21 protein-coding genes and 2 rRNA genes are annotated in these 21,247 nt (G+C 48.5%); 1 reads left to right on the top strand and 22 read right to left on the bottom strand.

Annotation, left to right across the window (positions count from 1 at the left end):
* Positions 1 to 28: 28 nt before the first annotated feature.
* From secE to MUG84_RS25140, 12 genes are all read right to left on the bottom strand, one after another.
* Positions 29 to 220, bottom strand: coding sequence for a preprotein translocase subunit SecE (gene secE, locus MUG84_RS25195; protein ID WP_244730699.1), 192 nt, complete (start codon positions 218 to 220; stop codon positions 29 to 31).
* A 21-nt stretch (positions 221 to 241) separates the two neighbouring features.
* Entirely contained in the window at positions 242 to 391 is a 150-nt protein-coding gene (rpmG, locus tag MUG84_RS25190; protein WP_076176720.1) for a 50S ribosomal protein L33, read from the bottom strand.
* Positions 392 to 787: 396 nt separating this feature from the next.
* Positions 788 to 1,432 carry an RNA polymerase sporulation sigma factor SigH gene (gene sigH, locus MUG84_RS25185; protein WP_244730697.1) on the bottom strand — a complete coding sequence of 215 codons (645 nt, stop codon included), beginning with the start codon at positions 1,430 to 1,432 and terminating at the stop codon, positions 788 to 790.
* Positions 1,433 to 1,595: 163 nt separating this feature from the next.
* Complete coding sequence (locus tag MUG84_RS25180) at positions 1,596 to 2,117, bottom strand: NYN domain-containing protein (protein ID WP_244730691.1); 522 nt, start codon at positions 2,115 to 2,117, stop codon at positions 1,596 to 1,598.
* Positions 2,118 to 2,123: 6 nt separating this feature from the next.
* Positions 2,124 to 2,867, bottom strand: a complete 744-nt coding sequence (gene rlmB / locus MUG84_RS25175) for a 23S rRNA (guanosine(2251)-2'-O)-methyltransferase RlmB (protein WP_244730689.1) — start codon at positions 2,865 to 2,867, stop codon at positions 2,124 to 2,126.
* Positions 2,868 to 2,885: 18 nt separating this feature from the next.
* A complete protein-coding gene (locus MUG84_RS25170; protein ID WP_244730687.1) occupies positions 2,886 to 3,341 on the bottom strand; it encodes a Mini-ribonuclease 3 in 456 nt (151 codons plus the stop codon).
* Positions 3,338 to 4,744 carry a cysteine--tRNA ligase gene (gene cysS / locus MUG84_RS25165; protein WP_244730681.1) on the bottom strand — a complete coding sequence of 469 codons (1,407 nt, stop codon included), beginning with the start codon at positions 4,742 to 4,744 and terminating at the stop codon, positions 3,338 to 3,340. Before cysS ends, MUG84_RS25170 begins: the two co-directional genes overlap by 4 nt.
* 67 nt (positions 4,745 to 4,811) lie before the next feature.
* On the bottom strand, positions 4,812 to 5,495 hold the full coding sequence (gene cysE, locus MUG84_RS25160; RefSeq protein ID WP_244730679.1) for a serine O-acetyltransferase: 684 nt from the start codon (positions 5,493 to 5,495) through the stop codon (positions 4,812 to 4,814).
* Positions 5,496 to 5,980: 485 nt separating this feature from the next.
* Complete coding sequence (gene gltX / locus MUG84_RS25155; protein ID WP_244730677.1) at positions 5,981 to 7,438, bottom strand: glutamate--tRNA ligase; 1,458 nt, start codon at positions 7,436 to 7,438, stop codon at positions 5,981 to 5,983.
* A 52-nt stretch (positions 7,439 to 7,490) separates the two neighbouring features.
* Positions 7,491 to 7,979, bottom strand: coding sequence for a 2-C-methyl-D-erythritol 2,4-cyclodiphosphate synthase (ispF, locus tag MUG84_RS25150; protein WP_244730665.1), 489 nt, complete (start codon positions 7,977 to 7,979; stop codon positions 7,491 to 7,493).
* The gene (gene ispD / locus MUG84_RS25145; RefSeq protein ID WP_280521502.1) at positions 7,976 to 8,680 is read right to left on the bottom strand and encodes a 2-C-methyl-D-erythritol 4-phosphate cytidylyltransferase; all 705 of its coding nucleotides are present in this window, start codon (positions 8,678 to 8,680) and stop codon (positions 7,976 to 7,978) included. Before ispD ends, ispF begins: the two co-directional genes overlap by 4 nt.
* A gap of 112 nt (positions 8,681 to 8,792) precedes the next feature.
* A complete protein-coding gene (locus tag MUG84_RS25140; RefSeq protein ID WP_244730653.1) occupies positions 8,793 to 9,869 on the bottom strand; it encodes a PIN/TRAM domain-containing protein in 1,077 nt (358 codons plus the stop codon).
* A 206-nt stretch (positions 9,870 to 10,075) separates the two neighbouring features.
* Here MUG84_RS25140 and MUG84_RS25135 point away from each other — a divergent pair, with 206 nt between their 5' ends.
* Positions 10,076 to 10,471 carry a nucleoside triphosphate pyrophosphohydrolase family protein gene (locus tag MUG84_RS25135; protein ID WP_244730651.1) on the top strand — a complete coding sequence of 132 codons (396 nt, stop codon included), beginning with the start codon at positions 10,076 to 10,078 and terminating at the stop codon, positions 10,469 to 10,471.
* A gap of 107 nt (positions 10,472 to 10,578) precedes the next feature.
* On the opposite strand, the gene pssA is transcribed toward MUG84_RS25135, so the two are convergent.
* The 10 genes from pssA to MUG84_RS25085 form a co-directional block, all read right to left on the bottom strand.
* Positions 10,579 to 11,307 (bottom strand): CDP-diacylglycerol--serine O-phosphatidyltransferase, encoded by a 729-nt coding sequence (pssA, locus tag MUG84_RS25130; protein WP_244730649.1) that lies wholly within the window; start codon positions 11,305 to 11,307, stop codon positions 10,579 to 10,581.
* Positions 11,308 to 11,362: 55 nt separating this feature from the next.
* Positions 11,363 to 12,439, bottom strand: coding sequence for a DNA integrity scanning diadenylate cyclase DisA (gene disA / locus MUG84_RS25125; protein ID WP_244730647.1), 1,077 nt, complete (start codon positions 12,437 to 12,439; stop codon positions 11,363 to 11,365).
* A gap of 13 nt (positions 12,440 to 12,452) precedes the next feature.
* Positions 12,453 to 13,820, bottom strand: coding sequence for a DNA repair protein RadA (radA, locus tag MUG84_RS25120; protein ID WP_244730640.1), 1,368 nt, complete (start codon positions 13,818 to 13,820; stop codon positions 12,453 to 12,455).
* 207 nt (positions 13,821 to 14,027) lie between these two features.
* The gene (gene clpC, locus MUG84_RS25115; RefSeq protein WP_244730632.1) at positions 14,028 to 16,481 is read right to left on the bottom strand and encodes an ATP-dependent protease ATP-binding subunit ClpC; all 2,454 of its coding nucleotides are present in this window, start codon (positions 16,479 to 16,481) and stop codon (positions 14,028 to 14,030) included.
* 65 nt (positions 16,482 to 16,546) lie between these two features.
* Entirely contained in the window at positions 16,547 to 17,608 is a 1,062-nt protein-coding gene (gene mcsB / locus MUG84_RS25110) for a protein-arginine kinase McsB (protein ID WP_244730611.1), read from the bottom strand.
* A 29-nt stretch (positions 17,609 to 17,637) separates the two neighbouring features.
* On the bottom strand, positions 17,638 to 18,162 hold the full coding sequence (mcsA, locus tag MUG84_RS25105; RefSeq protein WP_244730609.1) for a protein-arginine kinase activator protein McsA: 525 nt from the start codon (positions 18,160 to 18,162) through the stop codon (positions 17,638 to 17,640).
* 28 nt (positions 18,163 to 18,190) lie between these two features.
* Entirely contained in the window at positions 18,191 to 18,652 is a 462-nt protein-coding gene (locus tag MUG84_RS25100; RefSeq protein ID WP_244730828.1) for a CtsR family transcriptional regulator, read from the bottom strand.
* A 471-nt stretch (positions 18,653 to 19,123) separates the two neighbouring features.
* Positions 19,124 to 20,293, bottom strand: a complete 1,170-nt coding sequence (locus MUG84_RS25095) for a GNAT family N-acetyltransferase (RefSeq protein WP_244730607.1) — start codon at positions 20,291 to 20,293, stop codon at positions 19,124 to 19,126.
* A 406-nt stretch (positions 20,294 to 20,699) separates the two neighbouring features.
* A 5S ribosomal RNA gene (gene rrf, locus MUG84_RS25090) occupies positions 20,700 to 20,816 on the bottom strand.
* Between the two features lie 206 nt (positions 20,817 to 21,022).
* Positions 21,023 to 21,247 (bottom strand): 23S ribosomal RNA (locus tag MUG84_RS25085); the annotation flags it as partial.

Here is a 21,247-nt window from a genome sequence, read left to right as displayed (position 1 = left end):
TTCCATATCAAGCCACCCGGGACCCTTCTTAAATAATCGCTTCGATCACAGCGGAAATGCCGATATCCAGAACCCAAAAATAAATCGTGACGAATACAATGGTGCCGAGGACGATAAGAGTATAGCTCGTCAACTCTTTACGATTAGGCCAGCGAACTTTTTTGAGCTCCGCCCAGCTTTCAGAGAAAAAGGAAAACAGAGACTTGAAACCTTTTTTCACGCCGACTACACCTCCAAAAAACTATCTGGTTTCGCGATGAGGAGTTTGCTCGTTACAGAACTTGCAAAATTTCTTCATCTCCATGCGGTCGGGGTGATTTCGCTTGTTTTTGGTAGTCGTGTAGTTTCTTTGTTTGCAGTTTGTACAAGCCAAAGTGATAATTACCCGCATGCTGTGCACCTCCCGAAGACGTCCTTCTTTTCAGAAGGCTCTATATTTCCTAGCAGAACAGCCCAAGCCCTTCATTGCTGAAAAGAAAAAAACCGTTCTTGCGAAATGAATAAGAAACAAAAACCGATTGGTCTTTGCTCACTCATCCATTAGAACACGCGAATTTAGGCCTACCTAAAACACTTTATCATAAGGGTCAAACTGTGTCAACGAAAGAATAGCCCTGTTATCGGCATGCCGGGATCGCTTTTCCCCTTGTATTTCAAGCCTTTTTTCTCTACTGAAAGCCACCTGCATTCATTTACCATTATAGTTCATTCCTGAGGTGCTTAAACATAGCAATGTTCCCTCGTGAAAAAAAAAGACTCTGAAATGAGTCTTTTTCGATCTAAGCGTCTAATTGTCGCGAACTTCCAAATATCGTTCCAGTTTACGTTTGACACGCTGCAGTGCGTTATCAATCGATTTCACATGTCTCTTCAGATCAACCGCGATCTCCTGGTAGGAGCGGCCATCCAAGTACAGCATCAGCACTTTGCGTTCCAGGTCGCTTAAAATCTCGGACATCTTGTCCTCCAGACCTACGAACTCTTCCTGGTTAATAATCAGTTCTTCAGGATCAGACACCTGAGTGCCGCAAATCACATCAAGCAGCGTCCGGTCGGAATCCTCATCGTAAATCGGCTTGTCCAAAGACACGTAGGAATTCAGCGGAATATGCTTCTGCCTCGTTGCCGTCTTAATCGCCGTAATGATCTGCCGTGTAATGCAGAGCTCGGCGAAAGCTTTGAACGAAGACTGCTTGTCCACTCTGAAATCCCGAATCGATTTATATAAGCCGATCATGCCTTCCTGAATGATATCTTCCCGGTCGGCACCGATCAGAAAGTAAGACCTGGCTTTGGCGCGCACAAAATTCCGGTACTTGTTAATCAAGAACTCCAGCGCTTCGCTATCGCCTTCACGAAAATATTCGACAACGTCCTCATCTGACTTGTACTCGTAATCCGACAACGTTAATTCTTTGAGGTCTACACTCACCAAGAATCCCCCCGGCTGCAACGCAAGGTACCCCGTTACTCTGTGAAATATACGAACAGTATATATGATGGCAGTTCATACCGTCAACCACGTATTACCTAAAAAAGAACATCAATAACAAAATTGTCAAGAGATTCAAATTTGTAATAGATTCCAATTTATGTTATTCTCTGCGCCATTTCTCGAATATTTCTCTAAGCTCCGGTTTAAGCTTGCTGTCCAGCGTATTCCGCGTCGATGGAGCATGATCGCGCTTAATGCGGCTTTGAATCGCTTTTTCGCAGTTTTCCACCTCAATGAGAAGCTCCCTGGCGGAAAGCCGCAGCGCACCGCGCGCGAAAATCACATGCTGCTCGATGAAATCGCTGGTCGCTACGTATATTTTACGGCTGCGGAGACTGAGCTCTCCGACAAGCCGCTCTATACATTCATCGGCAGTTTCCTTCTCTTTTGTGAAGTAAACCTGGATTTTACTTTGATTAAAGGCTTTGCCGAGCCCTGGAACACGGTACGCATCGAACACGGCAATAACCTTGCGGTCGGTAAAAGCCTGGTAATCCGCAAGCTTGCCAAGCAGATGATCGCGAGCCTCCTGCATGCTGATTTGCGACAGCTTCGCAAGAGACGGCCAGGCTCCGATCATGTTGTAGCCGTCCACCAGGAGCACATCCCGCAAATCCGCCATTGCACGTTAACCTTGATTGCGGCGGCGTAATACTTCGTACATCACAACGCCGGCAGCCACGGAAGCGTTCAGTGAGTTGATCTGTCCGTTCATCGGCAGCTTGATCAAGACATCGCATTTTTCCCGGATAAGCCGTCCCATACCTTTGCCTTCATTCCCAATGACGATGGCTACCGGGCCGTCGAAGACATTCGTTTCATAGATTCCCGATTCAGCAGACACATCCGTACCCACGACCCAGATTCCTTTTTCCTTCAAAGAGTCGATGGTCTGTCCCAAATTTGTTACTCTGGCTACCGGAACATATTCCGCTGCACCGGCAGAGGTTTTGGACACGGTGGCTGTCACCTGTGCCGAGCGGCGCTTCGGAACGATGACGCCATGCACACCGGTGCAGTCTGCCGTACGCAGAATTGATCCTAGATTATGTGGATCCTCAATCTCATCCAGCAGCAGAATAAATGGCGGTTCACCCTTATTCTCGGCTTCAAGCAAAATATCCTCGACTTCCGCGTAAGCGTATGGCGCTACTTGCGCTACAACGCCCTGATGCTGAACCCCTGGAGCTAGCTGATCGAGCTTGCGCTTATCCACCTGCTGGATGACAACGCCAAGCTTCTTCGCCTCGATGATGATCGGCTGCGTCAAATGCTTTTGTGCATTTTCGGCAACCCAGATTTTATTGATGGTGCGGCCGGATTTAAGTGCTTCGATGACCGAATGCTTCCCGCCGATGATTTCTTCTTCCATGACATCCTCCACTAAGCTTTATTTTCCATGCTGTTGTTGTTCCATATATTCTATACCCATTCCGATCAGCTCCCGCATCCGTTCCTGCTGCTGCGAGTAGTACAAATATCCGATCAGACTTTCAAAAGCCGTTGCGTGGCGGTATTCCAGGACATCGGCATTTTTGGGAATGCTGCCGGACTTGGCATTACGCCCTTGTCTTACGACATCCTTTTCCTCTTCCGTAAAAACAGGCTCAAGTGCGGTAACGATCCGGCTTTGCGCTTTCGCGGATACCATTCCAGTCGCCTGCCGGTGAAGCTGATGCGGCTTCAGGTTCGATTTGGATATCAGATATTGCCTGACTGCAACCTCATAAATGGCGTCTCCAATATAAGCGAGCACAATCGGCGGAATCAGACGAGGCTGTCTGGAAGGGGGATAGTCGAACCATCCCGCTTCCGGCAGCAGCCCCTGATTGTCCTGCCCGCTCATTTCCGCCGCCAGCGCATACCCTGCGCTGTATCCTCTAGCACAATGCCCTGGGCTGCCAGGAGATCACGGATTTCATCCGCGCGGCTCCAGTTTTTGTCTTTACGGGCTTGCGCGCGCTCTGCGATCAGATTTTCCACGTCTTCATCCAGTAGCTCCGCCTCATCGCTTACATACAGACGAAGTACTGCGTTCAGCTCATCAAAGGCTGCCAGCATGGCTTTCAGCTCTTCGGGATTCACCACAGGCTCCTGCAGCAGCAGGTTAGCTTCATTAACCCATTCGAACATGGCGGTAATCGCGTCTGGCGTATTGAAATCGTCGTCCATCTTTTCGTAATACTGCTTCAGAATGCCGTCTAGCTTCTGCTTCACTTCTTCCCTTACCGGTCCATGACCGTCAGGAGTTACCGTTTCGAGGCGGTGCTTCAGGTTCGAGACCGCATTCGCAATCCGTTCCACGCTTTTCAGCGCCTGATCCATAGTCTCCGCGTTGAAGTTCAGCGGATTGCGGTAATGCGTCGAGAGCATGAAATAACGGATCGCTTCCTTTTTGAACTCCTTGCGCAGTTCCTTCACCAGAATACCATTGCCGAGCGATTTCGACATTTTTTCGTTGTTGATTTTAATGTAGCCGTTATGCATCCAGTAGTTAGCCAGCGGTTTGCCTGACAGTGCTTCCGACTGAGCTACTTCGCACTCATGGTGCGGGAACTGCAAATCCTGACCGCCCCCGTGGATATCAATCGTATCTCCCAGATAGCGGCGGGCCATCGCTGAGCACTCAATATGCCAGCCGGGACGGCCGTCTCCCCATGGACTGGACCAGAAGATTTCACCTGGCTTCGCTGCCTTCCAGAGCACGAAATCCTCTGGGTTCTCCTTGCGTTGATCGACGTTAATCCGGATGCCGAACTGCAGTTCATCCAGCTTTTGATGCGACAATTTGCCGTAGTCCGGGAACTTATTCGTCCGGTAGAAGACGTCGCCGCCCTTTTCATAAGCGAAATCATTCTGCACAAGCTCCTGAATAAACGCAATGATATTGTCCATATTCTCGGTTACGCGCGGATGGATTGTTGCTTTCTGAATGCCCAGTCCTTCCAAATCCTCGAAATATGCCTCGATAAATCTGTCAGCTACCTCAGGAACCGTGGTTTCCATCTGCTCCGCCTTGCGGATCAGCTTATCGTCCACATCCGTAAAGTTCACCACGTAATTTACCTCGTTGCCGATCTGTTGCAGGTACGTGCGTACCACGTCAAAAAAGATCATAGGTCGCGCATTGCCGATATGAATATAGTCGTACACAGTAGGTCCGCATACGTACATTTTCACTTTTCCGGGTTCCAGCGGAACAAATTCTTCCTTGGAACGAATGAGTGTGTTGTAAATTTGAAGTGCCATAATCACATTTCCTTTCGTTCTATTGTTGAGCACCGATAAGTTTCTGACCCTGGCTTCCTAAAGCAGGCTATTCCCCCCGCTCCCTGCCTGCAGCAGCTTTGATCCGAACCAAGTCGGTGTTTTCGTCTTTGATGCTTTCGAGCTCGCTGCGAAGACGATCGATTTCCTTTTGCATGCTGCGGATCGAATCGACGATCGGGTCAGGCAGCTGATGGCTGAGGCGGTCCACACGGCGGCCGTCCTGTTTAACAATCGTGCCCGGAATACCCACGACCGTACTGTTGGAAGGAACCTCCCTCAGTACGACCGAGTTCGCACCAATGTTGCATTGATCTCCCACTTTAAAAGAACCCAGAACCTTGGCACCGGAAGCGATAACGACATTATTGCCGATCGTCGGGTGGCGTTTTCCCTTTTCCTTCCCTGTTCCCCCCAGCGTGACACCCTGGTAAATGACGACATCATCACCGATCTCGCAAGTTTCCCCGATAACGACACCCATACCATGGTCGATGAAAAGTCTTTGGCCGATTCTGGCACCGGGATGGATCTCAATCCCCGTCATGAAGCGGCTGGACTGCGAAATGATCCGTGCTAGGGTGAACCACCTTCGAGTGTAAAACTTATGGGCAATCCGGTGAGCCCAGATGGCGTGCAGCCCTGAATATGTGAATACCACTTCGAACAGGCTTCTGGCGGCCGGATCATTTTCAAATACCGTCTGGATATCCGATTTGATCTGCTTAAACATATCCGTTCCCCTCTTCGTCCTCTTCTAATCCTTCGTTAGCCTAGCGAAAGATATCTCGACCTATAGACCAAAAAACGCCTCGGCAGCTTTCGCTGCAGAGGCGTTATACGCGGTTCCACTCTGCTTGAATCCAAACTTCATGTACATTTACTTTTACCCATGTACCCACTTGGATTCCTCTCAACTGTCCTGATAACGGGGGACCTTCCGGCATAGTCTAACGGTTCTATCTTAGAACCGCTCATCCATGCAGCTCACAGGCGCATTTCCGCAATCGGCATATGGATAACTTCCAGCCACATGGAAAGCAGATTCTCCATGAGGTTATCCTCTCTGGCAAATGCCTGGGCTAAAGCGTACTTCTCCTGTTCGTCGCTGTTGGCAACTTCGTCTATTTTAGGGCCTGCTTCTTAAGACAGGTTTTTATAGAACTTATTTTGGTAGTTATTATATCCGAAAATACATCAGACTGACAAGAAATGTTTTCAGCTAATGTGAGATCTCAAACGCTCGATCACGCGATCTTTCCCCAGCAGATAGATCGTTTCGTTCAAATCGCGGCCATGCATTTGGCCAGTTAGGGCCACACGGATTGGCATAAACAGCTGTTTACCCTTAAATCCGGTTTCCTTCTGCACTTCTTTGATCAGAGCGGCGATTTGAGCGGCTGTATATTCTTCGGAAGCTTCGATTTTGTCCAGCAGAGCTTTCAGTACGGTTGGCACCTGTTCTTCAGTCAGTATCGGCTGAGCTTCTTCGTCCACTTCCAAATGCGCGCGGAAGAACATGTCGGACAGTTCGACAATATCCGACGCCGCCGTCATTTGCTCTTGATACAGCGCTACAAGCTTCTTCGCCCATGCTTCCTGCTCTTCGCTTAGTTCGGCAGGCAGACGGTTTGCCTTTTGAAGGTGAGGAATCGCCAGCTTGGCAATCCGGTCCGGATCGGCATGCTTGATGTAATAGTTGTTCAGGTGTGCCAGCTTGTTCTGGTCAAACACCGCCGGGCTCTTCGACAAGCGGTCCGGGTTGAAGATCTTGATCAGTTCTTCACGGCCGTAGATTTCTTCTTCCCCTTCCGGCGACCAGCCGAGAAGAGCAATAAAGTTAACCAGAGCTTCCGGAAGATAACCGAGCTGATCATACTGTTCAATGAACTGAATGATGGACTCATCCCGTTTGCTCAGTTTTTTGTGGTTTTCGTTGACGATTAGTGTCATATGACCGAAACGCGGTGCTTCCCAGCCAAGAGCCTCATAAATCATGAGCTGGCGCGGCGTATTCGAAATATGGTCTTCACCACGCAGAACATGTGTGATTTTCATCAGATAATCGTCGATTACAACTGCATAGTTGTATGTTGGAATGCCGTCCTTTTTTACGATGACAAAGTCGCCAGTTTCCTGTGTATTAAAGGAGATCATCCCTTTAACCATATCGTCAAACGTGTAGGTTTTATCTTCAGGAACACGGAAACGAATGCTGGCAATGCGTCCTTCCGCTTCAAAAGCCTTGCACTGCTCTTCAGTTAAATCACGGTGCTTGCCGGAATAACGAGGAGTTTCACCGCGAGCCATCTGCTCTTCGCGTTCCTTCTCCAGCTCTTCTTCCGTGCAGTAGCAGCGGTATGCCAAACCTCTGTTCAACAGATCCTGTGTATATTTATTATAAATATCCAGACGCTCCGTTTGACGGTAAGGTCCATATTCGCCGCCGATATCAATGCTTTCATCCCAATTTAGGCCCAGCCATTTCAAGTATTTCAGCTGGCTCTCTTCGCCGCCCGCAATGTTGCGCTTCACGTCGGTATCCTCAATCCGGATCACGAAATCTCCGCCCTGATTACGGGCATACAAATAGTTAAACAACGCCGTTCTGGCGTTACCGATATGTAAATGTCCTGTAGGACTTGGTGCGTACCGTACGCGAACTTTATCAGTCATTATAATCCCCTCCGCTTTTGTATTTACTTACACACGTATCCGTTCAAATCCTTCAAGATGATAGCACATCTTTGACGAGGCAAACAACCGATTGGGCCGTAATGCCCTCTCCCCGCCCAGTAAATCCGAGCTGCTCTGTTGTCGTCGCCTTAACATTCACCTGTTCAATGTCTGCATCGAGTGCTTTGGCGATCACTTCCGCCATCTGCGGAATATATGGAGCCATTTTCGGCTTTTGCGCGATAATCGTGGAATCAATGTTTCCAAGACGGTATCCCCGCTCCTTCGCCATCTCCCAGATGTGAAGCAGCAGCTTCAAGCTGTCCGCATCTTTGAATTCCGGGTCCGTATCCGGAAAATGCTTGCCGATATCCCCGAGTCCAAGCGCACCCAGAATTGCGTCTGTTACGGCATGCAAAAGAACATCGGCATCCGAATGTCCAAGCAGCCCCTTTTCGTAAGGAATCGTGACTCCTCCAATGATGCATGGCCTTCCTTCTACAAGCTGGTGTACGTCAAAGCCCTGTCCTACACGTATCATGTATTCTTCTCTCCCTTACGATTTAACATGAATGCGGCATATTCCAAATCTTCCGGGGTCGTGATTTTGATGTTGGTGTAGCTGCCCTCCACCACGGCTACCGGAATACCCATTCTTTCCACGAGCATGGAATCGTCCGTTCCAATGAAGCCTTCGGCTTCGGCCTGCTCATGCGCCTTCTTCAATTCAGAAAGACGAAAAGCCTGTGGGGTATGAATCGCCCACAGACTACGGCGGTCAGGAGTTGCTTCAATCGTTCCTGATTCGCTCACCTGCTTGATTGTATCCTTCACCTTCACCGCGAGAACAGCCGCACCGGATCGCTGAGCTTTCCGAAAGCAAGCCTCGACATGCTCAGGTTCAACGAACGGGCGGACACCATCATGCACCATGACCCAATCCGTACCGATTTCCATCAAGCCTTTATATACGGACTGCTGTCTTTCACTGCCGCCCGGAATCACTCTAACCACCTTGCTTAGGCCGTACTGGGCAATCCACCCCGTGCATCTTTCGATATCTTCCGCTCCGGTTACCAGCACGATTTCCTGAACCAGTGGCATCCGTTCGAAGACTTCTAATGTATGCATAATGATGGGCTTGTCCTCCAGCAGCAGATACTGCTTGCTTTCGCGGGTTCCCATTCTCGTGCCTCTGCCCGCGGAAACCACAATTACACCCACTCGGTTCTCTGTATCCAAGCTGTGCCTTGCCTCCCTCAATTCCCGTTAGAAAAACGTCAATCGACGTGTTTTCACAGAAAAAAACCGCGTCTCGCGGAATTTTTTCTCTGCTTCCCCCATCATACCCCTTTTACTGAGCTTTTTCCAACAGTTTTGGTTTGGCAAAAATCATTCTTCCCGCTGAAGTCTGAAGCACGCTCGTCACCAATACTTCCATCATATTTCCGATATAGTCGCGTCCGCCTTCAACCACGATCATAGTTCCATCATCCAAATAAGCTACGCCCTGGCCATGTTCCTTGCCGTCCTTGATCACCTGCACCATAATTTCTTCTCCCGGCAAGACGACCGGCTTGACCGCATTCGCCAGATCGTTAATGTTTAGTACAGATACTCCCTGCAGCTCGCAGACCTTGTTCAGATTGAAGTCATTCGTCACGACCTTACCTTGAAGCACTTTGGCGAGCTTAACGAGCTTGCTGTCCACCTCCGAAATTTCTTCGAAGTCTCCTTCGTAGATCAGCACTCTAACATCCAGTTCTTTTTGAATTTTGTTCAAAATGTCCAGTCCTCTGCGGCCGCGATTGCGTTTGAGCAGATCTGACGAATCCGCAATATGCTGGAGCTCTTCAAGTACAAATTCAGGAATGACGATCGTACCTTCGATAAAGCCCGTTTTGCAGATATCCGCGATCCGGCCGTCAATAATGACGCTGGTGTCCAGAATTTTATGCTCTTCGATTTTCCGCTCCTCGTAAGCGTCCCCTTTGCTCCATCTGCCAGATGTCCAGAACGCCGCTAGCTCATCCTTTTTATCCAGACCAATCCGAAATCCCATATACCCGCAAAATAACGTCAATCCCACGGCTGCGATATCTCCGGCTTTTCCGGCCCAAGCTAAGCTCGGGTAGATCAGCAGAGACAGCAGCAATCCTCCCGTGAGGCCAGCCGCACCAGCCGCCAGTTCGTTCATCGGCATACCTGACAACAATTGAATTATGGACTGAAAACGGGCGGTCACCGCCTGAGCACACATGGAACCTATCAACAAAAATAAAATTGCGCCAAGTCCTGCAGACATCAGGCCGCCCCACATGGATTGATCAATACCTAAACTAGGGAACGTCCATCCGGCCGATCGATGAATGGTATAGCCCGTCCATGCACCACAAAGCCCGGCAAATGCGATAATGTATTTTCTCAGCATATGTTCCCACACCTCCTTAATTGTATTAGTTATACATATTTCCTTAGCAGTATGGTCCAATTTCGGACAGCGTAATCCTATTAACACCATTTTTTTCTATTTAAATTTCAAAATCTCTATCTGGAAGATGTGTCATTTCTGGTTGAAAATGGGTGGACGACTGACATATAATTAACTCAATTCTTATGCTAGAGGTGAAAAGGAAAATGAGCGCACCAAGTTTACAGGCTTTTCAGGATCAGGTTTCCGAACTGTTGCTCCGTCACCGCAGTCTACTCGATGTACTATCCAAAAACGGACAAAGCAGCGCCTCCGTCAACCGGGCTGTTGCCAAGGCTGTTACGGATTGCGGCTGTATCGAATTGCATGCTACCAAACAGTCCTTCGAGCCTGAAGTCAATCTTGAAGAAGCTAAAGGGGTTGCACGGACTCACGTTCACGGAGAATTATGCGAAAACTGCAGGGAAATTATCAGTACCGAGCTGGGGCGTAACCTCTTTTATATGTCAGCCTTATGCAACCTGCTCGATATCAACATGGATGAGGTCGTTCAGAAGGAATCGCAAAAATGTTCCACCCTTGGCTTGTTTAATTTGTCATAGAAACGGGAGAAGAGTCGCATCAATGCTGGATATTGCAGAAAAAAAAGCATTTATTTCACTGCCGTAGCAGGAAATAAATGCTTTTTATTATTCCTCGAACTGTTCTCTTATGAGTGATCGTTGTACACTTTGTGCTCTGATGATTGGTCACGACGACGCTTACGCGTCAGCTTCTTCACATTTTGTTTGATTCCATATGCTGCATACAGCACGAGTGGAACAAAAATGAGCTTGGAGGTCTGATCCGGGAAAATAACAGCGATAGCAACTGCAGCTATAATAACGACAGGTGCATACATCACCGCTTTTTTCGGGAGACCTACTTTCTTGAAGTTAGGATATTTTACCGTGCTGACCATCAAATAGGAAAGAATCAACATGGCAATGATCATATAAGGGGCCGATATTTCATCATGAAACAGCGACAGTGTGGCAAGAACGCCGCCTGCAGCCGGTATAGGTAATCCAATAAAATATCCCGGAATTCCGGATCGAACATTAAAACGTGCCAAACGAAGTGCTCCACAGATCGGAAAAATCGCCGTTACGGCCCAGATCAGTGGTTGGTGCATACCATGAAAGGAAGTAACATACATGATGATTGCGGGTGCCACACCAAAAGAGATCACATCCGAGAGAGAATCCAGTTCCTTGCCGAATTCGCTCTGTGCATTGAGCGCTCGGGCCATCCGGCCATCCAAACCGTCGCAAAGCATCGCAATAATAATCATAATGGCTGCCAAGCTAAATTTGTTGTCAAAGGCCAGCATAATTCCTACCATTCCGAGAAACAAGTTACCTATCGTAAACAAGTTCGGAATTGATTTCGTAAACATTTTTTCACCTCGAATATTATTAGTACCCCCGTATCATCCATTGATTGTATGGCATTTAAATTTGTCTGTCAATGAATACTTGTTCCTGTAGACGCTTCAGACCTTCTTTAATGTTGCGGGCTCTGACTTCGCCAATTCCATCTACTTCATCCAATTCCTCGATAGTTGCCATCATAATATGAGGCAGTTGTCCGAAGCGCTCAACCAGATTGTGGATAATCACATTTGGCAAACGCGGAATTTTGTTCAAAATGCGGTATCCTCTTGGCGCAATGGATTCTTCCGAGGTTGCAGCGGATATAGGATACCCCAGAAGACGCATGACATAATGAATATCGAGCAGCTCGTCGTCCGTTGCCCGCTTAAGTCCAGCGATCATCTCACGGATCTTCTCGTCATTGTCTTCCCGCGCATAGTCCTTGTACAGCAGCCAGGCTTCTTCCTCCATATTGCTGACCAGTTCTTCCATCTGCATGCTGATCAAACGGCCTTCGTTGCCCAGCTCGTTGATGTAGCGCTTGATCTCCATCTTAATGCGCAGTACCATTTCAACCCGTTGAATCACATTTACCACTTCGGGTACGGTCACCAATTCTTCGAACTCGGATGCCGACAGGTTGGTGAGCGACTGGTTCAGCACCGCCCGGTATTTCTCAAGCGTCTGAAGAGCCTGGTTCGCCTTGGTCAAAATCACGCCAATTTCTTTTAGCGCATATCTAAGCGTACCTTGATATAAAGTAATAATGTTGCGGCGCTGGGAAATGGAGACCACCAGCTTGCCGGTCTGCTTGGCTACCCGTTCCGCAGTACGGTGACGGATACCCGTTTCGATTGAGGAAATGGAGGAATCAGGAATCAGCTGGGTATTGGCGTACAGAATCCGCTTCAGGTCCTCACTCAGTATAATGGCCCCGTCCATCTTCGCCAACTCGTACAAATAGTTGGGTGAGAAATCACAGTTGATCGAAAAGCCGCCGTCGACGACCTCCATCACTTCCGGACTGTAGCCGACAACAAGCAGACCTCCGGTTTTGGCCCGCAAAACATTTTCCAGGCCATCCCGAAACGGCGTACCTGGTGCGACCAGCCTCAGCAGGTCGTTCATTTTATCCAATTGGCTAGGTTCCTTCATCTCTTTATGCCCCCTAATCTAACGCGACCGCTAGTGCATCTGCCACGGTATTGATGCCGATGATTTCAATTCCTTTAGGATGTTTCCACCCTTTCAAGCTTTTCTCTGGCATGATAATCCGTTTAAAGCCCAGCTTCTCGGCTTCTTTCACCCGCTGTTCAGCACGTGAGACCGCTCTGACCTCGCCGGTCAGGCCTACCTCTCCGAACATCACATCAAAAGGCTTTGTCGGAATATCTCGGAAGCTGGAGGCTATGCTGACAGCAATCGCCAAATCGACCGCCGGTTCATCCAGCTTCACACCGCCTGCAACATTCAAATATGCATCCTGGTTTTGCAAAAACATTCCCATCCGCTTCTCCAATACGGCGATAATGAGGCCCATCCGGTGATGGTCCACACCTGTGCACATCCGGCGCGGTGAAGGGAAATGCGTAGAAGAGATCAGCGCTTGAAGTTCCACCAGAACAGGGCGGGTTCCCTCCATGCTAGCCACTACCGTCGAACCCGCTACGCCAAGCGGACGCTCGGACAAAAACAGCTCCGACGGGTTCTCCACTTCCACAAGGCCGGATTCATTCATTTCGAATATACCGATCTCATTGGTGGATCCAAAGCGGTTCTTGACCGCCCGCAATAGCCTGTAGGTATGATGCCGTTCCCCTTCAAAATACAATACACAGTCAACCATATGTTCAAGCAGTCTCGGACCTGCAATGGCTCCTTCCTTCGTAACATGCCCTACAAGCACGGTGGCAATGCCCAAGCCTTTGGCTACACGCATAAACCGTGCCGTACACTCCCTAACCTGGGCCACACTGCCAGGAGCGCTGGTTACTTCCGGAATATAAACGGTCTGAATGGAGTCAATTACAAGAAACTGCGGCTGAATACTGTTAATGGCTTCTTCGATAAGATCCATATTCGTCTCGCACAAGACATACAGCTCAGGAGATAAGGCTCCCAGTCGGTCCGCACGGAGTTTGGTCTGACGCACCGATTCCTCACCGGATACATACAAAACGCGTAGACCTGATTGTGTCAAAGCATGTGAGGTTTGCAGCAGCAGCGTCGACTTCCCGATCCCAGGATCCCCGCCGACCAGAATTAGCGACCCTGGAACAATTCCTCCGCCAAGTACACGGTTGAGCTCACCGATGCCGGTTTGCACACGCGCTTCATTGCTGCTTTCTATATTTATGATCGAAAGCGCCTTTTCTTTACTATGAAAAAGAGGAGAACTCATCCCTTGTGTTTTTATGACGCTTTCTGTTTCTTCCACCATCGTATTCCAAGCCTGACAGCCTGGACATTTACCATACCATTTGGCAGCCTCATAGCCGCATTCTGTACAATAAAATTTAGTTTTTGTTTTAGCCATGACCTCTCCTTTTATCGATACGGAAATATGTCTTTTTTTGTCGTCACTTAGAAAATTGGCATTATTTTAATTTTACCATTTATTAAGATTTATCGTAAAGTATTTGCAAAAAGTTTACACATACATAAAAGGGATTGCCCCACTTGCTTTATACTAAGCAGCGGGACAATCCCTTCTGAAAATTCAGATCACTCCTAAGAGTTCGTATCAGGAGTTAGCTAGGTAGCTAGGTACGTTATCGTTTTTCTTCACGGTGAGTTCACCGTTTTCTTCATCGATGACGAGCAAATCACCTTTTACTACATTACCAGTCAGCAGCTCTTCGGACAGACGGTCCTCAATATGCTTCTGAATCGCGCGGCGCAGCGGACGTGCACCGAATGCAGGATCATAACCTTCCTTGGCCAAGAACGCCTTGGCTTTGTCGGTCAGTGTAAAGTCTACGCCATACTCGCGCAGGCGTTTACGCAGTTCCTCGGACATCAGAGTGACGATCTCGGCGATATGCTTCTCTTCCAGCGAGTGGAAGACGATGATTTCGTCGATCCGGTTCAGGAACTCTGGACGGAAGCTTTTTTTCAGCTCGCCCATCACCTTATCCTTCATATTGTTGTAATCAGCGCCGGCATCGGCCACTGCGGTAAAGCCTAAAGTGGAATTCCGCTTGATCGCTTCTGCCCCCACGTTAGAAGTGAGGATAATCAAAGTGTTGCGGAAATCGACCACACGGCCTTTGGAGTCGGTCAGACGTCCGTCTTCCAGCACCTGCAGCAGGATGTTGAACACTTCCGGATGCGCCTTCTCAATCTCATCTAGTAGTACAACAGAGTACGGCTTGCGGCGAACCTTCTCGGTCAGCTGGCCGCCTTCTTCATACCCGACATATCCCGGAGGCGCTCCGACGAGTCTGGATGTGGAGTGTTTCTCCATATACTCGGACATATCAATACGGATAACGGCATTCTCGTCGCCGAACATCGCTTCAGCAAGGGCGCGAGCCAGCTCGGTTTTACCTACACCGGTTGGTCCCAGGAAGATAAACGAACCAATCGGACGTTTCGGGTCCTTCAGACCCGCACGAGAGCGGCGTACAGCTCGGCTGACCGCTTTAACGGCCTCTTCCTGGCCAATAACGCGTTCATGTAGAATGCTTTCCATGTTCAGCAGGCGTTCGGTTTCCTCTTCCTTCAGCTTGCGGACAGGAATACCGGTCCAGCTGGCTACTACTTGAGCGATATCCTCCGGTGTTACTTCAGAATCGGTACGACCTTGTTTTTCCTTCCACTGGTTCTTCGTGGTATCGAGTTCCTCGCGAATCTTCTGCTCAGTATCACGGAGTGCTGCCGCTTTTTCAAATTCCTGGCTTTGGACTGCCGAATCTTTTTCCTTACGGATGTCTTCAAGACGGCTTTCCAGCTCTTTCAGATTTGGCGGTATGGTATACGTATGAAGCCTTACTTTGGAGCCCGCCTCGTCAATGAGGTCGATCGCTTTATCCGGAAGGAACCGGTCAGAGATGTAGCGGTCGGACAACTTCACGGCTTCCACGATCGCTTCATCTGTAATTTTCACGCGGTGATGGGCTTCGTAACGGTCACGCAAACCGAACAGGATCTGAATCGCTTCTTCCGGAGAAGGCTGATCCACCGTAATTGGTTGGAATCGACGCTCCAAAGCGGCATCTTTTTCAATATATTTACGATATTCGTCAAGCGTCGTGGCACCGATGCATTGCAGCTCACCGCGGGCCAGAGACGGCTTCAGAATATTCGAAGCATCAATTGCGCCTTCAGCGCCGCCTGCACCGATCAATGTATGCAGCTCGTCAATGAACAGGATGATATTTCCGGCTTGGCGGATTTCATCCATAATTTTTTTCAAACGGTCTTCGAATTCGCCGCGATATTTGGTGCCTGCCACGACAGAACCCATATCCAGCGTCATGACGCGTTTGTCACGCAGCGTTTCGGGAATTTCGTTGTTGATGATTTTTTGGGCAAGACCTTCCGCAATCGCGGTTTTACCTACCCCTGGCTCACCAATTAGAACCGGATTGTTCTTCGTACGGCGGCTCAGCACCTGAATCACGCGTTCAATCTCGTTGCTGCGGCCGATGACCGGATCCAGGTTGCCTTCCTTTGCTGCTGCTGTCAGGTCACGAGCCAGGCCATCCAGCGTTGGTGTGCTGACGTTAGCCTGCGTACCGTGATGGCTGGATACCGCTTCGCTGCTTCCGAGCAGCTGCAGCACCTGCTGACGCGCTTTATTCAGGCTGATTCCCAAATTGTTAAGCACTCTTGCCGCTACCCCTTCACCTTCACGGATCAGACCAAGCAGAATATGCTCTGTGCCCACATAGGTGTGACCCAGCTTGCGGGCTTCATCCATAGACAGTTCAATGACTTTCTTGGCGCGCGGAGTATAAGCGATATTGGTAGGCTGCTCCTGTCCTCTGCCGATGAGCGTTTCCACTTCATCCTGGATTTTTTCAAGTCCCAGTCCAAGTCCAATCAAGGCCTTAGCGGCAATGCCGTCACCTTCCCGAATCAGTCCAAGCAAAATATGCTCTGTACCGATATTGTTATGGCCTAGACGAACCGCTTCCTCTTGAGCGAGTGCCAATACTTTTTGTGCGCGTTCTGTGAATCTTCCGAACATCATCTCCTGCACCTCCATGAGTTTAAAATTATTTAATCAAATTAAATCTTAATGTAAAAAACTGTATCCTAAGCCTTCGAGAGTGTCTCGCGAATCAACCTTGCACGGTAAATGTCCCGTTCCTCACTGTTCATGTCATGCCCGTATTTTTTTTGCAAAAAACCCGGCTGTGTCATGACGTTCAGTTCGTTCATCACCGCAACCGAAGGACCCTGCACGATACCGAGATCAATGCCCAGACGCACGTCGGAGAGCCTTTGGCCAGCTTCCTTGGAATCCACAACCTCCGCATAAGACAAAATGCCGTAAGACCGTCTAATCCGGTCCGTAATGCGCAGACGTGAATCATTCATGAGCCGGGCGCGTGCGTTCTTTTCATGCTCGATAATTTGCAGCACAACGCTGTGCAGGTTATCGATGATCTCATTCTCCGTTTGCCCCAGTGTGATCTGATTGGAGATTTGAAACAGGTTTCCTATTGCTTCGCTGCCTTCACCATAAATTCCTCTAACGGTAAGACCAACCTGCGAAACAGCCGATAAAATCCTGTTAATCTGCTGCGTCATCACCAGTGCCGGCAAATGCATCATCACCGAAGCACGGAGTCCCGTTCCCACATTGGTTGGGCAGCTGGTCAGGTAACCGCGCTTGTCGTCAAACGCATAATCCACCTCGGCCTCGAAAAGATCGTCGATGGATGTCGCCTTTTCCCACGCCTCCCGGACCTGAAAACCCGGATATAGACATTGAATGCGAAGATGATCCTCTTCGTTAATCATAATGCTGACGGATTCATCTTCACTGATCATCACGGCCCCGTTTTGGGACTCATTCGCCAGGCTGGGACTGATTAAATGCTTCTCTACCAGCACATTTTTGTCGATAGGCTCAATTTCATCCAGTTTTACGGTATAAAATGTTCCTAAAGACTTGATATCCTTCTCCTCCGGCACTTTAGCCAGACGATTCAGCACTTCCTCCGACTGCTGGCGCGTCGCCAAAAGGGGAAAAGGCAAGTGCTGCAGGTTCCGCGCGATCCGCACCCGGCTGCTGATGACAATATCGGAGTCGCTTGACGTTCCCCGCATCCATTCACTCAGCGCTTTCTCGGTAAACCGGAGATTGGGCATCTGCTATTCCTCCTCTCTTCAAGCGTGCTTTACTGTGCTGCCATTTCTTTTTCAAGGGTTCTGATCTGGTCCCGAAGCTGTGCAGCTTCTTCAAATTCTTCCTGTTGAATACGCTGCTGCAGTTCGAGCTTGAGATCATCGATTTTACGTTTCAATTGAATCCGCCCGCCGCTTCTCTTCGGCACTTTGCCGACATGCACGGTGTTCCCATGCACTCTTTTGAAGAGAGGATCTAGACGGTCGCCAAAATATTTATAACAGGAGCTGCAGCCGAACCGGCCGATTTTGCTGAACTGGGAATACGTCATTCCGCATTCCTCGCACCGCTGGGTCTGTGGTGCTTTGACGCTGCTGGCAGCCCCTTTGCCCGTGGTTTCAAAATCAAGCAGTCCTGATAACAAGCTGTGTATTGAGAAGCCTCCCGAGGTACCCGGAATCATTTCTCCCTTTTCCCTCGCACAGGCTTCACAAATATGGAACTCATTTTTCTCGCCGTTTACGATTTTAGTAAAATGCAGTGTCGCGGGTCTCTTTCCACATTCTTGGCATAACATATCGATGAACCTCCTTTTCTCCGCAGACTTATTTGCCTAGCAAAGAAATCAGCATCGCCTTCATGATTCTCGCACGTATCTCATCCCTGTAGGGAAGTTTGACCATCAAGGCCTCTCTGGAAATGGCGGCTCGCATCATATTGGCCTCCCGTTTACTCAAAAACCGGGCCTCCTCGAGCTGGTAAATCAGCCCTTCCGCGACTGTCTGGTCAATGGTACTGCCAATTGTCGTATGAAGATGCGTATGGAGCGCCGAATGCTGCGGAAGGTCAATGCGCCTAATCCGGATATATCCGCCGCCTCCGCGTTTGCTTTCCACGAGATAGCCCTTCTCCAGCGTAAATCTTGTACTTATCACATAATTGATCTGGGAAGGTACACAGGAAAAATGGTCCGCCAAATCATTACGCTGTATTTCGATCAATCCCTCGGGACTTTCATGCAAAATACCCTTCAGATATTGTTCAATAATATCAGAGATATTACGCATCATTCATCCTCCACTTGTATTGCTGCTTGAAAGCCGTCACTTCCCATTTTCGCTCCTATTTTCAGGATTGTGCGAACCGGAGAAAGTGAATATACACATGGGCTGCCGGTATACCCGCAGCTTCTGCTTTGTTAGTGTAACATCAGGCAATTCAGATCATACACAAACTGTGTGATTCAAACAGTTTATGCAATATTAATCGTCAATTGACTTTGACTTTCTTTGACTATATTATAACACATTCTCAGCCTTTGCCAAGGGGGCAGCTCCATTTTTATCATTTTTGACCTTTTTGCATGATTTCATCCCCTTATAAGAAAAACATCTATCGCCGTACTTTCAGAGAAGACAGACCGCATTTAGATGTAGTTTTTCTTGCGATTATAGAATTGTTCAGCTTCGCTGAAAACTTATAAATTCTATAATCTAAAAAAAATCCCCCGCATTTTTCATACAGGGGAACCTCACGGATTAGAAGTGGTCGAGCAAAAAAGTTTGACCTACAGGAATAGCATACTCCAGTCGGGTTACGGCCTCGGCCTCTCCAGTCAATCTTCCCATTTTCCAGAGTTCTGTAGGACGTTTGTAGCCAAGCATCATGGTAGTAAGCGTTTGGATATCACATTGAAGCTGTGTTTTCTCATTCGGATCAGCAGGTATAGCCGATGCTTTACCATCTCCCGATAACTTCCATTGCCAGCCGCCTTCATTCCAAGGAGCGTAGGGATCACTGATTTGTACTGTCCAGGACTGTTCTTGACCACTGCTTTGAAAAGGAAACGCTTCTATAAAACCTGCTGCGTTAACAATCCTGGCCATACCGAATGGTACGATCTCCTGAGTTACTCGTGGATCTGCTAGCATATAAGCCAAACCGTCATCTGCAGGCAATTGAGCCAATACGGTCTGGGTTACCATCGAGTCATGATTGCACAGGAATGTCCATAATGCCTTTCTGGACTCTTCACTCAGCCATACAAACTCCGCTACAAACAGCTCTTTTTTCTCAGCTATATATAGCAGATATCCCTCCGGTTCTCCGGATGGGGAATAATACACTGCGGTATGTTCATCATCTAAAATAGAATTCTTCCAGCGATCTTCACTCCGGAGCATCATACCGTTATAACCCTTGGCATACTCTTCATATATCTGATTCAAAATCGCAATATCCTTGATATCGCGGCGTACTGTACCTTCGGTTTCTTCCTTAGCCGGCAGCTTGTCGGTTGGAATGACGTATTTTTTATATTCACTAAACATTTCCCATCCGTACTTGCGGTAAAAAGGAAATGAAAACGGATGGAGCATGGAAAGAAGCTTGCCTGATTCATTCATCACCTGAAGAGAGTGCGTAAGCAGCTGCTTCACAAGGCCCTGCCTGCGGTATTCCGGCCAAGTTGCTACCCCGGCGATCCCTGCCATCGGCATTTTTTCACCATAAACATAGATATCAACAGGAAGTAATGCGAGCTTCGCGCTTAGTCGTCCTTCTTCATCAAAAGCACCCCAAGTGTTCTCCGGAGTAAACCGTTTCCTTGCTTTTTCCTCTTGTTCTGCAGACATGCGATATTGGAAAGCATATTCCCCAAGCTCAATCATTGCATCAAAATCTTCGGGCGTAAGTGTCCTGATCTCCATCCCATTCACCTCACCTATGTATTTGAAAAGAGACTACTATTATATTTCTTGCTTCATGTGGATTACATCTCGAGTATGGCAAACGGTGTTGGCAAAGTCAATGATTTACCCACAAGCAGAGCCTATTTCAAAATTAATACCATGCGAAAATGCACATTCTGCACAGCAACCTGTGAATGATGGGGATGAATTTGTGAATTTGTGGACGAATTTTTGCGGAATGAATACTAATCAACGCGGGAAATGTGAGTGAAGTGCATATCTTTGTGTACAAGTGCGAAGAACTGAAAGGGATTTTTATTTGATCTGTGGATGATCATTCGATGATTTGAACTAATCCACAGCTTATTCGAGGATTAAAGCGAATAAAAAAACCACCGTCGATTGTTATCAACAGTGGTTCTTTGCTTGGCAGCTTCCTACTCTCCCAGGACCCTTCGGTCCAAGTACCATCGGCGCTGGAGGGCTTAACGGTCGTGTTCGGGATGGGTACGCGTGGAACCCCTCCGCCATCGCCACCAAACAGGATTTTTGCGCTGCGCTTGCTTCAATGATTACTCACCAGCAAAATATCCATCCTTATAAAGGACATGCAGCTTAAAAATCGTTCAGATGTTTGATCACCTGAAAACTAGATACGAAATAAATTTGCGTTTTAAAATTTGTTTTCGAAGCTGCTTCGATGCAAAGCGTAACGCTTCCGAAGCCAGTTTTTCTTCGAAAAACTTTTAGGATAAGCCCTCGACCGATTAGTATTGGTCAGCTCCATGCATTGCTGCACTTCCACCTCCAACCTATCTACCTCGTCGTCTTCAAGGGGTCTTACGAATTGGGAAATCTCATCTTGAGGGGGGCTTCACGCTTAGATGCTTTCAGCGCTTATCCCTTCCGTACGTAGCTACCCAGCCATGCTCCTGGCGGAACAACTGGTGCACCAGCGGTACGTCCATCCCG

It is taken from the genome of Paenibacillus mangrovi, from assembly GCF_022898935.1.
Taxonomy (GTDB): domain Bacteria; phylum Bacillota; class Bacilli; order Paenibacillales; family Paenibacillaceae; genus Paenibacillus_AQ; species Paenibacillus_AQ mangrovi.
The sequence above is the reverse complement of the archived record's forward strand: the minus strand, read 5'-3'. Positions and strand labels throughout refer to the sequence as shown.

Bases quoted from the DNA above. Each gene is read 5' to 3' on its own strand.
- rpmG (WP_076176720.1), bottom strand. From the start codon at position 391: ATGCGGGTAATTATCACTTTGGCTTGTACAAACTGCAAACAAAGAAAC.
- MUG84_RS25180 (WP_244730691.1), bottom strand. From the start codon at position 2,117: ATGGCGGATTTGCGGGATGTGCTCCTGGTGGACGGCTACAACATGATC.
- rlmB (WP_244730689.1), bottom strand. From the start codon at position 2,867: ATGGAAGAAGAAATCATCGGCGGGAAGCATTCGGTCATCGAAGCACTT.
- MUG84_RS25170 (WP_244730687.1), bottom strand. From the start codon at position 3,341: ATGAGCGGGCAGGACAATCAGGGGCTGCTGCCGGAAGCGGGATGGTTC.
- cysS (WP_244730681.1), bottom strand. From the start codon at position 4,744: ATGGCACTTCAAATTTACAACACACTCATTCGTTCCAAGGAAGAATTT.
- cysE (WP_244730679.1), bottom strand. From the start codon at position 5,495: ATGTTTAAGCAGATCAAATCGGATATCCAGACGGTATTTGAAAATGAT.
- gltX (WP_244730677.1), bottom strand. From the start codon at position 7,438: ATGACTGATAAAGTTCGCGTACGGTACGCACCAAGTCCTACAGGACAT.
- ispF (WP_244730665.1), bottom strand. From the start codon at position 7,979: ATGATACGTGTAGGACAGGGCTTTGACGTACACCAGCTTGTAGAAGGA.
- MUG84_RS25140 (WP_244730653.1), bottom strand. From the start codon at position 9,869: ATGCTGAGAAAATACATTATCGCATTTGCCGGGCTTTGTGGTGCATGG.
- MUG84_RS25135 (WP_244730651.1), top strand. From the start codon at position 10,076: ATGAGCGCACCAAGTTTACAGGCTTTTCAGGATCAGGTTTCCGAACTG.
- pssA (WP_244730649.1), bottom strand. From the start codon at position 11,307: ATGTTTACGAAATCAATTCCGAACTTGTTTACGATAGGTAACTTGTTT.
- disA (WP_244730647.1), bottom strand. From the start codon at position 12,439: ATGAAGGAACCTAGCCAATTGGATAAAATGAACGACCTGCTGAGGCTG.
- radA (WP_244730640.1), bottom strand. From the start codon at position 13,820: ATGGCTAAAACAAAAACTAAATTTTATTGTACAGAATGCGGCTATGAG.
- clpC (WP_244730632.1), bottom strand. From the start codon at position 16,481: ATGATGTTCGGAAGATTCACAGAACGCGCACAAAAAGTATTGGCACTC.
- mcsB (WP_244730611.1), bottom strand. From the start codon at position 17,608: ATGCCCAATCTCCGGTTTACCGAGAAAGCGCTGAGTGAATGGATGCGG.
- mcsA (WP_244730609.1), bottom strand. From the start codon at position 18,162: ATGTTATGCCAAGAATGTGGAAAGAGACCCGCGACACTGCATTTTACT.
- MUG84_RS25100 (WP_244730828.1), bottom strand. From the start codon at position 18,652: ATGCGTAATATCTCTGATATTATTGAACAATATCTGAAGGGTATTTTG.
- MUG84_RS25095 (WP_244730607.1), bottom strand. From the start codon at position 20,293: ATGGAGATCAGGACACTTACGCCCGAAGATTTTGATGCAATGATTGAG.